This window comes from Phaeobacter sp. BS52, assembly GCF_045040595.1.
Taxonomy (GTDB): Bacteria; Pseudomonadota; Alphaproteobacteria; order Rhodobacterales; family Rhodobacteraceae; genus Phaeobacter; species Phaeobacter piscinae.
Genome location: NZ_CP090662.1, coordinates 3,483,366 through 3,496,578, shown reverse-complemented (window position 1 = coordinate 3,496,578; position 13,213 = coordinate 3,483,366). Strand labels below are relative to the sequence as shown.

Sequence of the window (13,213 nt, the reverse complement as noted above, 5' to 3'; positions counted from 1 at the left end):
CTCACATGAAATTCATGACATAGACCAGAAGCGCAATGGCCCCCAGCGGCACGACATAGACCAACAGGATCAATCTGCGCCGCAGTGACCTGTCATATTGGTGCAACCCGCGCTGGATGAAGGCGGAACGGTCTCCGGTCAACCCCTTCTCGGCCCAACGACGTTTCAGCTTGGCGCGCCGCACCTCACGCGAGTAGAGCGAGACAATGCCGTAGATCACTGTCAGCACCACCAGCAAAATCGCCATCAGGCGGATAAAGGCAAACATCAGCGGCGCCCCCTGTTGCCAGATCTGCTGCTGACAGCGCCCCAGGGGCCGACCCGTTCAACCAGACTGTCTTTTCGGCGCTGCTTCGGTCGATCCTGCGCCATCGTGCTGCGACCGCTCATGTCCGGCTCATGGCCAAATAGCGCCGCCCGCGCGCCGGCCTTGTCCATCGCGTATTCGCGCGCAAGGAAGGCGACGACGTGGTCCTTCTTCGCCTCCGGCCAGCTGCGATACTGCTGATAAAACGCTTCCTTGTGGCAGATGAACAGCTGGCGGAAATCCAGCGGCGTCAGCTCTGCCAGCAGCATATTGACCAGATCACGGTTCGGCGTGTTGGTGGCCCGCAGGCAGTAGAAATAGGCCGGGTGATCCGATTTGATCCGGGGCCATTTGCCACCGCTTTCGGCCCAGCGAACCATCGCCGCCATGCCTTCGAACTCCTCCGGTAGCTCGCTTGCGTGGCGGGCCGCCATGCGCCGCAGATCGCTGCGCGACAGGCCCGAGAGGTCCATCCCCTTGTCGGCCAGCACGCTGATGGCCAGAAACCCCATCTTCTGACGCAGGATGGCCGCACCATCGACGCCGCGCGCACGGATGATCGGCTCCACCAGCCCGTTCAGTTCCAGAAACTTCGCAATCGCATTGTCCTGCGTTAGGTCGAACACCCGGTCCAGCGGCACGCCTTCGGGTTTTTCCCCACTGGCGATCAGGGCCGGATGCTCGACATCCTGAAACACATAAAGCCCGCCAAAATGCGCGGTCCAGAAATTCTGCTGCTCAAACACCTCGTGCTTCAACCGCACCGGGTTGCGGGTAACATCGCCGGTTTTTTCCGCCGTCGCGATCATCTCAGCGATCAGCGCATCGTCAAACCAGCCGTCTTCCTCACTCTTGAACCGGTCCACCAGTTCGGCCAGCTGATCGGCCTGCCGCAGCGTGCCCCTTGTGGTGTCCGCCTCGACCCTGACCTGCCGAATGTCAAAAAGCTGCGCGGGCGTTGCGACCTCAAACACCGAATTGACCAATTCACCCGCCACCGCATCGGTCGCGGTCAGCGCAAACAGCTGGCTTTCATTTGCGGCAATGAACCGGCGCAGGATGTCCCGGCTGGTGGAGAATTTCACATTCAGAAGCGGGCAGCGCTTCTGCTCGGTGCTGAGGAGAATGAACTGCCGGTTCACACCCGCATGGTTCAGATAGTGGTCATCCCCCAGCTCATCGCCCACTTCAGGGGAGTAGCCGGAGATATCAACGTGAAAATCGGTGAGGCGCGTGGTCTTACCCGTCAGATGCTTCAGCGCGCGCCTATACCGCTCCACCAATGCGGGCGAGGCCACATGGAAAAGATTGCCGAACATCAGGCCATGCTGGATGAGGCGTTTCATATTGTCTCTCCAAAACACTTCGCGGGAATATGCTCTTTGTGCTCTGGTCTCACTAGGCGTTCTTGAGGAAGATTATCAAAAAGCTGAAAATCCTCCGCGTACTGAACGAAATTTCTTCCGTTATTTGCGAGTGAGTTATAAAAAATCACCAGAAGTTCATCATCGGAAAAGAGCGCCCGGATGAGTTTTTTGTGCTTTTCTTTTACAGCATCGGATTCGCTCACAGCCCGCAACATATTGTATACGAACCGAAAGTAGTGCCCAAGGTCTGAATGATGCTTGTCATACATCTGTTCATAGCGCTCAATCGTTTTGTCCTGTGCCATTGTGGGGTACATGGCGTCTGCGGTCGTTGGCTTTGAAAACTCCCTGTAAAAGTACCTAAAACAGTCCCTTCCCTCATAAAGAGATCGGTCTTTATTGTTGGACTTGATGTCCATTGAATTCAGAATAGAGTTGTGTGTTGCTATCAGCTCGAAAACGAAATTGTCGAAACTTTGCTCAGCAACTGCAAACGCCATGTCCTGTGTAGCTTGCCTCTGATCTTTTATTTCCCCACGAGTCAATCGCAATTCTTCTCGCTGCGCAGCCAGTTCTTGGCTCTGAAGCCAAACCGTTACGATAATCCATAGAAAGGCGAGAACTCCGGCAACACCTGCAAAGGTGTCTCCAATCTCATTTGGTGGCGACGTGATCAACGCCCAGCCGCGTAACTGCCAACCGCCGTCACTCGTGAACTGCGGCAGCAGCGCTAACGCGATGACTATCGCCAGAAAGGCCTTTGTAATCGCTTTGCCCACGTCCATCGGGCGGTCACTCTTCAAACCGTTTCGAATAGAGCGCCAGTGATCTGCAGCCCAGTTAATCATTCGAAAACCCACTGAAAACGTTGGAGAACCTCCCCGCCCGAGGCGCTTGCGGCTCGGGCAGCCCCCGTCCGCCCGGTCAAACCGAAGGTTTGCCTCCGGCAAAACGGGCGGGCGCTCCGCTTCCTCCCACGGACAGGCTCTGCCCACATATCGCGGAAAACACTCACCCCCGCCCCTCCAGATACCGCCGCTTGGCCTCTTCCTGCCGCCCGAAATCGCGCACCATGTTGTCAATCGCCACCTCATCCGACTTGTCGGCATAGCGGAACTCGCTGTCGGCGTAGCGGTTGATCTCCTGCACCACCATGTCGATGGTGACCGGCACCCGTAGCTCCGCAATCATTGCGGATTTGGTGTCGTAATCCTTGAACAGGAACAGCTCCGGGTTCTCCATCCAGTCATCCGGCAGCTCGAAATCCATCGCGCGCACCTTCACCGCATCGGTGATGTTCTTGATGGCGCGGCCGGTGAAGCGTTCATCCGCCTGCTGAATGGCCTTCAGGTAGGTGCCCAGTTTGGCAAGGCTGTCCAATTCCCCAATCTGATCGTGGACCCGGCCAAAGACCTCCGCCAGCCCCGGCTCCTGCGGGCGGTTGTGCGCCTCGAACGAGCGCGCGACGGCCTGTTTGATCTCCTGCGCGCCGTATAGGTCATGATCGCCCAGCGGGATCTCATGGTTTTTGCCCATCAGAAGCGTCAGGATATCGATGTAATCCTCCCGCGTCTGCGGCCCGTCCACCAGAAACCGCGCACCCGCTCGCTGGCGCAGCGCGTCGTCGACATTCTCCGGGTAGTTGGAGAACATGCCAAAGGTGCAGTTGCCGCGCACCACGGTGTTGGCGCCAAGCAAAGGCCTCCATGAAGACCGCCGTCACCTCCTGCTGGTCGGCTGCTGGACTGGCGGTCGCCGCGCTTCCCTGCGATCTGGTCGATGTCGTCGATGGTGCCAAAGCCGATGACGCCCGGATCGATCACATTCTGGATGAAGGATTTTGCGTTCTGACCGGATTTGCCCTGATAGCTGTCGATATTGTCGATGCCGAAATTCTGATAGCGGAAGGCATAGCCCGCATTCTGGCAATAGTCATGGATGAGGCCCGCCATCATCTGAATGAGCGTTGTCTTACCCGTCCCCGGCTTACCGTCGCCCATGAAGGTGAAGATGAAACCGCCCATCTCGGCAAAGGGGTTTAGACGCCGGTCAAAATCATAGGCCATCAGCATCTTGGAGAGCCTTAAGGCCTGATACTTGGCGATATGGTTACCGACCACCTCATGCGGTTTTTTGAACGCCATGGTGAGGGTTGTGGACTTCGCCTTGGTGGCGGGTTCAAAGCCGCTGATGGTCAGATCATCCGCCTCCACCCGCCAGGCGGCGGCGGTGAACACTTCCAGACGTGGTGCGCTCTGCGCCCGCAGGGCCGCCTTCTCCATCAGCTGTTCGGCATAACCGGCCGTGGCTGCAATCAGATGCGTATCATCTGGGGCATGCTGCGCCAGCTTCTGGTCCAGCTCCCACAGCGCCCCGTGCAGGGCCAGGGGCGCATTGTCTGTGAGCAGCTCCTCCGCCTCGCCCACCTCGGCCTGCGCCTCAGACCCATGCGGTGCCAGCAGATAGGCGACGGCATTGGCAAACACATGCGCCGCAATCAGCGCCTCCGCCGCCAGCAATTCGGTGAACTCCCCCTTGCGGGCGCCGTCCAGCGAGCCTGCCAGATTGGCCCGTTTCAGATCGGCGAGGCCAGAAACATCCGCATAAGCCTCCCCCATCGCCAAAGAGATTGCCAGCGCTCGGCGCAAGGCCTGCTGCAAGGTCGCCTGCAGAGGCGAGGTCAGCGGGTCATCGTCATCCGCCGCCTCAATCCGGGCGATCAGATGCACCCCTTCGGGCCGCGCCGTGGACCGCGTCACCAGCCCCGGCGTGGTCGAGCGGAAGCGCCGCGTACGGGCAATCCCGGGCGAACGCTCAGGCGCTTTTGCCTCCACAGCGGGCTTGGCAATGCGCGGGGTGTGGTCAAACCCCTCCAGCATTGCCGCAGCTGCCACGTAGTGCTTACGGATATCCTCTTCCCGCAGTTCCATCTGATTGCCTGAAATGCTCATCTCACCCTCTCAATTCGTCTCATCGTCAAGCAAAAAATCCGGCCCGCCCATCTTCTGGCTAAAAATATTCCCGTCCCCCTGCCCGGCAGGCGGCTTTGCCGCCGAGAGGGGGAGGCTTCCCCTGCTTCAACAAACGCAGGGGCTCAATACCGCAGCACCTGCCCGGCCTCACTCACCACGAATTTCTGCACATCGGCGAACCCCGGCGGGTCCAGCTCTGCCAGCACCTGAAACGGGCGCTGCGGCAGGATGATGGCGCGCTGGGTCCGGGTCGCCCCAGTATCCGCGCCCCGCCCGCCAAAGGGATCCAGCGCAAAGATCTCCCGCTCCACAGTGCCGAACCAGCCCGAGCGCTCCTCGCGCACGTTCTCGCTCTCCAGCTCTTCCAACGTCCAAGCCAGCGCCCAGTCCTGGCCCGCTGGTGCCTCTGCCTGCTCCAGCACCCGGTGCAGCGGGCCGGATTGCTCGGTATAGGCGGAGGAATACATCGGCCCCACATGGAAGCGGCGCAGATGTTTAGGGTGGAGATCGTCGAAATCCTCGTCAAACCCCTTGGCGATGGTCACCAACTTCAGCCCCGCCAGGGCCTGCGCCATCAGATGCGCCTGCACCTCCGGCCAGCGGCGTTCGTCCTTCGGCAGCGCCACCTTGCCGCTGTCCTCCAGTTCCATCAGGTAGATCACCGGCAGGTTCACCTGGCTGTCATAGGCGGCCCAATGCAACAGGAAGCGGCGGCGGCGCTCGCTGATGTTCTCCAGCCATTCACAAACCGGATCGTTCTGGGTCCAGAACAGCTGCCCTTTCAGCAGTTCCTGATAATAGAGCCGCTGCGACAGGGCGAATTGCAGCTTCGACGGCACCGTGCGGTCAGCGATGATGGTGCGCACCATGTCGTTCTTCAGCGCGTCTTCACCGGCCATATTGGCCAGATGCCGCTCCGCCTGCATAGCGTCGTTGGCCATGGTCATCAGCTCCGCCGCCACCGGAAAGCCGCTGTCGCGCTTGTCCATCGCGAGGCTGCCAAAGAAACGGCCCGTATCGCGCCCCGCCATCAGGTATTTCATCGACAGCGCGCGGAAGGTGAAGTTGAGCCGCATCAGGTAGGCGGTCAGCACCTTCACATCGGATTTCGACAGCCGCCCCTCCGCCTGCATCGCCGCCGCCACCCGGGTGAGGTGCCGTATGATGGTCTCGAACTTCTTGAAATACCGGCGCGAGGCGAAGGTGTCGGTGAGGCCAGCGTGGTCGTGTGCGGGATCAGTCATGCCAAGCCCGCTTTCCGGACGTGTAGCTTGCGGTAAGGACAGCGCCCGTCCGTGCGGCCGGGCGCAATCCTCTGATGAATTTCCTGATCATCTCAATTCCACTAGTTAGTGACCCGAAGTGTCTAACCGTCCTGTTCCTTACACAGGTCCCAAGCAAAGCCTGCAAATACCCCAGCAACTGCAACGGCAACCCAACCTGAAAAAGGGCCGTCAACGGCGTAGTAGAGAGTGGCCAAAGTTCCGAAAACGACCGCCAGCATGCTCCACCAAAACCAGTTCGGTGGGGATGGGATATTCAGGAACTCCAGCCAATCCACACTCACCCCCCATACAGGTTCTTGTCGTGCTTCTCGACAATCGCGGCAAACCGGCGGGCAAAGCGTTCATCCGCCTTGGCCTTCTTCTCCAGCACGTCGCGGGCAAACACCATGTTGTCCTCATGGCTTTCCAGCATGTCGGCCATTTTCTGGTTGGTCGCAGTGCCAATCGCCGCCATCGCGGTCTGGGCTTCCTTGTCGGTCTGCACGCCGATCTCGTTGATCCGGTGCGCCACATCCTGCTGCTGCGCGGTCTTCAGCGATTTGGTCAGCGCATCATAGAGCACCACCCGCTGCGCCGTGTCCGTCTGCAGCTTGTTGATCAGCACCATCTGCGTCGCGGCCTGGTTCTGCAAACTATCGACCCAGGTCTTGCCCTTCTCGATATAACGCTCCAGCGTTTGGGATTTCGCAAGCTTCACCTGCTCCTCCTGCACCAAGGCGTTGTATTTCGCATTGATATCCGCCAGTTCGGTCTCCAGCTTGGTGCGCGCGGCGGCGTCCTGCTCGACTGAAATCTTGTTCTCCAGCTCAATGATCTGCGGATCCAGGGCCACGATCTCGGCGCGGACGGCTTCCAGCTCTTGCACGGTGAATTCGCGGTCGTCCAATGTGGCCGACAGGTTCACCTGCACCTTTTCACGCTGATCTTCCAGCGTCGCCAGCTGACCCTCCAGCAGCTTCACGATCACATCCGACTTGGCAATCAGGTCCTGCAGCTTGTCGTCGATACTGGCCGTTCGCATCCGTTCCTGGCGCATCGAATCCGATTTGCCACGGCTGAAAAAGCCAACAAAGCTCTCCCAGCCCGTTTTCGACCGCATCTCGTCGAAATCCTTTGAGAACGCCGTGGTCACATCATCCAGACCCATGATCAGCTCGGCGATATTGGCGTTCATCACCTCGGTATGGGCGTGCACGTCATCCAGCGTTGCGTTCTCAATGTCGATGCTGGCGTCTTCTCCGGCCGAAATCTTGGCCCGCGCAGTTTCGATCCGCGAGGTCAGCGCCGTGATCTTCTGCTGCGACTCGCTCACCTTGGCTTGTGAGGCCCGCACCATCTCGTCAAATTGTGATTGGCTCATAAAGTGCCCTTTCTGCAATGTCTTATGTGTCATATGGGGAATGTGAACATGATTTACATCCCCTATGTAAAGAAAACCCGCTCTTGCTGCAGCCATAACGCAGCACCGCACAGATCCGTTGCCAGCAGTTTTGCAGAGCCGATCCGCAAAGGGAAGACCGACCGGCGGCCCGATCGGTCACAGCCTACAGATATTGACACGCGGGACGCTGTCGCGCCTCAGACGGGTTTGATTTTGGACAGCACCAGAAAGGTCATCAGACCGAAGGGCGGCAAGGGCTGGTGATGCTCCACCGAGAGATGATCCGCGCCCAGCACGGTGTCGATCTCAAAATCCGAGTGCCAGCCAAGCACATTGGCAAACGGCGCAGAAACCCGTTCAAGAAACGCCAGCACGCCCTGTTCGCGCAGGAAATGATTGGTAATCACCACTTTGCCACCCGGCTTGAGCACGCGGGCAATTTCACCCATCACCTGTTCCGGGTCCGGTACGACGGACAGCACATGCATGGCTGAAACAGTGTCGAAGGTGGCATCGGGGAAATCCAGTGCACGGGCATCCATCTGGCGGAGGGTTTCAACGTGGTCGAGATCATGTTCCTCCACCCGTTTCATCGCCTTTTTCAGCATATCCTCGCTGAAGTCGATGCCGGTGACCTTTAGGTGGGATTTGTAGAGAGGCAAGGACAGTCCGGTGCCGACACCCACCTCCAGCACCCGACCGCTGCGATGTTCGTTGACGTAGCCGACAGCACGGCGACGGCCCACATTGGTGATTGCCCCGAATGTTTTGTCATAGACAGGGGCCCAACGGGCATACGACGATTCAACAGCCTTGATATCCAATTATCCACCCTTACTCGTTTATGCGCCGGTCTCCGGCGTTTTCTTTTTAACCAATCCCCAGGCCACCATCGCAGCATAGCCAAGGCATAGGATCACCAATGTAATCCATGCGTAAATCAGGACGGCTGCCCCCGCAAAGGCAAAACCGACCAGAAAATACTTCACGTTTTCGCGCGAAATTTTGACTGCCTTCAGCGACCAGGTTGGCACATGGCTGATCATAAGCAATCCGATGACACCCATATGAAGGCAGATCAAAATATCCGGAATGACCGGCGCATCAGCGAAGGCAAAAGAGATGAACATCGGCAGCATCGCCAGAAGCGCGCTTAGCCGGGGATGGGACCCCTTCAAAATAAACGCTTTTTGCGGTGACTTTCTGCTCGGACTTGGTCGAGACGTTAAACCGCGCCAGCCGCACCACGCAGCAGACCGAGAACACCAGCACCGCCAGCCAGCCCAGACCACGCATGTCCTGAAGAGCCCAGTAGTAGATCACCAGCGGTGAGGCGACGCCGAAGTTGAGAAAATCTGCCAGTGAGTCGAGTTCCGCACCCATCTTGCTGTCGCTGCGCAGGATCCGCGCCAGACGCCCGTCAAACCCATCCAGAATCGCCGCCGCCAGGATCAGCTGCACCGCCAGGGTATAGTTGCCCTGCACCCCAAAACGGATCGCAGACAGCCCGGCACAGATGGCCGCAATGGTCATCATGTTCGGCAACAGCTGGATCAGCGCGTATTCGGATTTTCGCTTTTCCGGTGGGTGGTGCATAGCGGTGGTGTTTCCTTGTTCACGGCAGGGAGCCACCACACTCCCAGCGCCCCGAAGCGGGGCATAATCGCAGGATCAGGTGTCGCCTTTGCGCACATATGCCTTAACCAAGGCGCTGGTGCAATCTTTGCGACCCGTGGCAGGACGCTGGTGCCGATATCGCGGCCTGAGCACCACCTCTCAGTAAGAATGCGAAAGCACCGTGCAATGCACGGTGCCACGCCCAACTGGGATTACCTCCCCCAAGGGAGGCGAAGACCAGGCGGGAGCCCCCGCCTGCCAATTATCACAGTGCCTAGGAGCGCCCTTAGCCGACGACGTTAAACTCCGGCCCATAAGGGTATTTGGTGATGTTCTCGTTGTCATCGTCATGGATGATCAGAATGTCATGCTCGCGGTAGCCGCCTGCACCGGGCTGACCATCCGCGATGGTCAACATCGGCTCCATGGAGATCACCATCCCCGGCTCCAGCACCGTGTCGATGTCCTCGCGCAGCTCCAGACCGGCCTCGCGACCGTAGTAATGCGACAGCACACCAAAGGAGTGGCCATAGCCGAAGGTGCGGTATTGCAGCAGATCCTGCTCTTCAAAGAAGGCGTTGATCTGATGGGTGATTTCCGCGCAGCTCGCGCCTGGTTTCAGCAGCGAGATACCCAGCTCATGGGCTGCCACATTGGCCTCCCAGATGCGCAGGGACTCGGCATCCACTTCCTTCACGAACATGGTGCGTTCCAGCGCGGTGTAGTAGCCGGAGATCATTGGAAAGGTATTCAGCGACAGGATATCGCCACGTTCCAGCCTGCGGGCGGTCACTGGATTATGGGCGCCATCGGTATTGATCCCGGACTGGAACCAGACCCAGCTGTCGCGGTACTCCGCATCCGGGAACCGCTTGGCGATTTCCAACTCCATCGCATCGCGCCCGGCCATCGCCACGTCGATCTCCCGCGCGCCTTCCTTTACCGCATCCCGAATCGCGAAGCCGCCGACGTCAGCCACCGCAGCCCCAGCGCGGATCATGTCCAGTTCTGCGGCGGATTTGCCCATGCGCTGGCGCATCGTCGGTTCATAGAGGTCAACCAGCTGCGATGGCGCCAGGAAATGTTCCAGTTTTGCCTTCTGCAGCAGGGTAAGGTGATCGCTCTCATAGCCGACAACCGCACCGTCGCCCGAAACCGATTTGATCGCACGCCAGAAGTTGTCGCGCTGCCAGTCGGTATAGGTGATGTTGTCGCAGAACGACCGGCGCCAGGGCTGGCCTGCGTCAATCCCGGCTGAAATTGTCACAGCCTCGGATGCGGTCACCACCATGCCATAGGGGCGACCGAAGGCGCAGTAGGTGAACCCCGAATAGTAGGAGATATTGTGCATCGAGGTGAAGACAGCGGCGGTTACGCCGGTCTCTGCCATGATTTTGCGCAGACCTGCGATCCGCGCCTCATATTCGGAGACAGCAAATTGCAGCGGCGCCTTTTCACCATTGTGAAAACGATACATTTCAGGACGTGCAGTCATAGTCGACCCTTCCATCTTACAAGAAAGGTCCCGGCGTTCAGGACAATGTTGTGAGTGAGGGCAGCATGGATCCATGCGGCGACGCCATCGCCTGGCCCTTGGCGCAAAGGATGCGGCAGAGCTGCGATGCTGGCAAGTCTGATTCCCCGCGATAGGGTCGAAAAACGACAAACGCCGCAGGTTTCTACGGCGTTTGTCGTTTTTTCTGAAGGGTCGGATTACTTGACCAATACCGCAACCAGATCGCTTTCGGGATCAGCCAAGGGTTCAATCACGTTGAAATGATGTTTGCCGAACGCAATGACGTGATCGGCCCCCCAGGCTTCGGTCAGCCAGACCGCCTGATCCAGAAAGGCCGGGCGCTCGTCACCGCCCACCCAGACTGTTACCTCCGCCGGGTAGCGATGTTCCATGTCAATTGGGCTTTCTGCGGCAGCGCCTGCTGCGTCCAGTTTGAACTTTCCGTTCATGGAGGTGCGCAGCAGTGGCCGCAGATCCGCGAGCGGCGAGATTGGCACAACCGCAGTAATTCGTTCACCCACTTCCTTCGGCAAAAGATCCCGGTCTAACATGCGCGCGACCAGATGCCCGCCTGCAGAATGGCCCGCCAGCGCAATCGGTCCCTCTACCTCAGCCGCGATAGCGGTGACAGCCGCGGCGATCTGCTGGCTGATATCAGCGATCCGTACGTCCGGGCAAAGATCATAGGAGGGCATGGCGACCGCATAGCCATGCGCCAACGCCCCCACCGCCAGATGCGACCAGCTGGATTTATCAAACGCCATCCAATAGCCACCGTGCACAAAGATCATCAGTCCCTTGGCAGCCCCTTCGGGATGAAACAGATCATAGCGGTGCCGGGGACCGTCGCCGTAGGGCACATCCAGACGGGACCGGTCCCGCATCGCGTTGCGAAAATCTTCGGCCGAGGCGGCCCAGCGCGGCGGGTAGCTGTCAGCGTTTTCGATATAGGCGCCATTTGAATACGCGTCGTCGAGCTCCATGCCCAATCTCCCTGTTCTTCTTGTTGCCGCTACCTGACAGTCTGGCACAGAACATGTCAAATGACCCGCTCCCTGCTGAGCAGCGATGCCGTGGAGGTCGCGCCCTGAATTTGATCAAATTCTGGACTCACCTATCTTTCTGGATATATCAAGTCACAGCTGATTTGCATTTCGCAAATGACATACGGGAGGCCCGCAATGCTCGACGCAACCACTGATCTGAAATCACTGCTCACCGATCCCAGCCTGCTGGAACCGCGTGCCTATATTGGCGGCGGTTTTGTCGATGGCCAGGATGGCACGTTCGAGGTGAAAAACCCGGCGCGTGGCGATGTGATTGCCAATGTGGCGGACGTCAGCCGCTCGCAGGTGGCAGGGGCCATCGCGCAGGCTGAAGTCGCTCAGAAGGATTGGGCCAAATGGACCGGTAAGGAGCGCGCCAATGTTCTGCGCAAATGGTTTGATCTGATGATGGAGAATCAGGAAGACTTGGCCGTCATTCTGACCGCCGAAATGGGCAAACCCCTGGCCGAGTCGCGCGGCGAGATCGCTTATGGCGCGTCCTTCATTGAGTTCTTTGCGGAAGAAGCCAAACGTATCTATGGCGAGACCATTCCCGGCCATCAGCGCGACAAGCGCATCACGGTGCTGAAGCAGCCCATCGGGGTGGCCGCCTCCATCACGCCGTGGAATTTTCCCAATGCGATGATCACCCGCAAGGCCGGTCCGGCACTGGCGGCGGGCTGCGCTTTTGTCGCGCGACCTGCCGAATTGACACCGCTGTCTGCAACCGCATTGGCCGTTCTGGCAGAGCGCGCGGGCATTCCGGCAGGTGTCTTCAACGTCGTCACCTCCTCCAATGCATCTGAGACCGGCAAGGAGTTCTGCGAGAATAACGCTGTGCGCAAGCTGACCTTTACCGGCTCCACCGAAGTTGGCCGCATCCTGATGCGGCAGGCGGCCGATACCGTGATGAAGTGCTCGATGGAGTTGGGCGGCAACGCGCCCTTCATCGTGTTTGATGATGCCGATCTTGATGCCGCCGTCGAAGGCGCGATCATGTGCAAGTTCCGCAACAACGGCCAGACCTGTGTCTGTGCCAACCGAATCTATGTGCAGGCAGGCGTTTACGATGCCTTTGCTGCGAAGCTAAAGGACGCCGTGGCCAAAATGACCGTGGGCGATGGTCTGGCTGAGGGCACCCAGTTTGGCCCTCTGATCAACGAGAAAGCCGTCGAGAAAGTGCAGGCGCATATCGCCGATGCAAAGGAAAAAGGCGCTGAGGTGATCCTGGGCGGCAATCCATCGGAGCTGGGCGGCACCTTCTTTGAGCCGACCATTCTTACGGGCGCGACGCAGGATATGGTTTTCTCTCAGGACGAGACCTTTGGCCCCATGGCCCCTCTCTTCAAGTTTGAGACCGAAGATGACGTGATCGACATGGCCAATGACACTATCTTTGGCCTGGCCTCCTACTTCTACGCCAAGGATCTGAGCCGGGTCTACAAGGTGGCCGAAGCACTGGAATATGGGATCGTCGGCGTCAACACCGGCATCATCTCGACAGAGGTGGCCCCATTTGGTGGCGTCAAACAGTCGGGCCTTGGTCGCGAAGGCAGCCATCACGGCATCGAAGACTATCTGGAGATGAAATACATCTGCATGTCGGTCTGATCCGCCTCAGAAGGCCTCGGCTGACGGCAGCCGGGGCCGATCATCGTCAAAACGACATTGAACCGTCACAGTCCTTTTACGCGGGCACGGCAGGAGGTTGGGCAATCAAC

Annotated in this window: 9 protein-coding genes and 2 pseudogenes; 1 reads left to right on the top strand and 10 read right to left on the bottom strand. The window is 58.9% G+C overall.

Annotation, left to right across the window (positions count from 1 at the left end):
- Position 1: 1 nt before the first annotated feature.
- The 10 genes and pseudogenes from L0Z65_RS17005 to L0Z65_RS16960 all read right to left on the bottom strand — a co-directional run bounded on the left by L0Z65_RS17005 (position 2) and on the right by L0Z65_RS16960 (position 11,429).
- Positions 2–268, bottom strand: a complete 267-nt coding sequence (locus L0Z65_RS17005; protein WP_024095981.1) for a hypothetical protein — start codon at positions 266–268, stop codon at positions 2–4.
- Entirely contained in the window at positions 268–1,653 is a 1,386-nt protein-coding gene (locus tag L0Z65_RS17000; RefSeq protein ID WP_405109436.1) for a DUF6638 family protein, read from the bottom strand. Before L0Z65_RS17000 ends, L0Z65_RS17005 begins: the two co-directional genes overlap by 1 nt.
- Positions 1,650–2,522, bottom strand: a complete 873-nt coding sequence (locus L0Z65_RS16995) for a putative phage abortive infection protein (RefSeq protein ID WP_405109433.1) — start codon at positions 2,520–2,522, stop codon at positions 1,650–1,652. Before L0Z65_RS16995 ends, L0Z65_RS17000 begins: the two co-directional genes overlap by 4 nt.
- A gap of 163 nt (positions 2,523–2,685) precedes the next feature.
- Positions 2,686–4,625, bottom strand: a pseudogene (locus L0Z65_RS16990) (ATP-binding protein).
- 143 nt (positions 4,626–4,768) lie between these two features.
- Positions 4,769–5,890: a hypothetical protein gene (locus L0Z65_RS16985; RefSeq protein ID WP_405109430.1), complete on the bottom strand. Its 1,122-nt coding sequence runs from the start codon at positions 5,888–5,890 to the stop codon at positions 4,769–4,771.
- A 319-nt stretch (positions 5,891–6,209) separates the two neighbouring features.
- The gene (locus L0Z65_RS16980) at positions 6,210–7,292 is read right to left on the bottom strand and encodes a hypothetical protein (protein WP_102896281.1); all 1,083 of its coding nucleotides are present in this window, start codon (positions 7,290–7,292) and stop codon (positions 6,210–6,212) included.
- Between the two features lie 218 nt (positions 7,293–7,510).
- Positions 7,511–8,137, bottom strand: coding sequence for a class I SAM-dependent methyltransferase (locus tag L0Z65_RS16975; protein WP_040174489.1), 627 nt, complete (start codon positions 8,135–8,137; stop codon positions 7,511–7,513).
- An 18-nt stretch (positions 8,138–8,155) separates the two neighbouring features.
- Positions 8,156–8,909: pseudogene (locus tag L0Z65_RS16970) on the bottom strand (CDP-alcohol phosphatidyltransferase family protein).
- Between the two features lie 307 nt (positions 8,910–9,216).
- Entirely contained in the window at positions 9,217–10,425 is a 1,209-nt protein-coding gene (locus L0Z65_RS16965; protein WP_405109425.1) for an aminopeptidase P family protein, read from the bottom strand.
- A 218-nt stretch (positions 10,426–10,643) separates the two neighbouring features.
- A complete protein-coding gene (locus tag L0Z65_RS16960) occupies positions 10,644–11,429 on the bottom strand; it encodes an alpha/beta hydrolase (RefSeq protein WP_405109422.1) in 786 nt (261 codons plus the stop codon).
- Between the two features lie 198 nt (positions 11,430–11,627).
- On the opposite strand from L0Z65_RS16960, the gene L0Z65_RS16955 reads away from it, so the two are divergent.
- Positions 11,628–13,103: an NAD-dependent succinate-semialdehyde dehydrogenase gene (locus L0Z65_RS16955; protein WP_096872602.1), complete on the top strand. Its 1,476-nt coding sequence runs from the start codon at positions 11,628–11,630 to the stop codon at positions 13,101–13,103.
- Positions 13,104–13,213 lie beyond the last annotated feature (110 nt).

Coding starts and splice junctions, on each gene's coding strand:
- L0Z65_RS17005 (WP_024095981.1), bottom strand. CDS start 268: ATGTTTGCCTTTATCCGCCTGATGGCGATTTTGCTGGTGGTGCTGACA.
- L0Z65_RS17000 (WP_405109436.1), bottom strand. CDS start 1,653: ATGAAACGCCTCATCCAGCATGGCCTGATGTTCGGCAATCTTTTCCAT.
- L0Z65_RS16995 (WP_405109433.1), bottom strand. CDS start 2,522: ATGATTAACTGGGCTGCAGATCACTGGCGCTCTATTCGAAACGGTTTG.
- L0Z65_RS16985 (WP_405109430.1), bottom strand. CDS start 5,890: ATGACTGATCCCGCACACGACCACGCTGGCCTCACCGACACCTTCGCC.
- L0Z65_RS16980 (WP_102896281.1), bottom strand. CDS start 7,292: ATGAGCCAATCACAATTTGACGAGATGGTGCGGGCCTCACAAGCCAAG.
- L0Z65_RS16965 (WP_405109425.1), bottom strand. CDS start 10,425: ATGACTGCACGTCCTGAAATGTATCGTTTTCACAATGGTGAAAAGGCG.
- L0Z65_RS16960 (WP_405109422.1), bottom strand. CDS start 11,429: ATGGAGCTCGACGACGCGTATTCAAATGGCGCCTATATCGAAAACGCT.
- L0Z65_RS16955 (WP_096872602.1), top strand. CDS start 11,628: ATGCTCGACGCAACCACTGATCTGAAATCACTGCTCACCGATCCCAGC.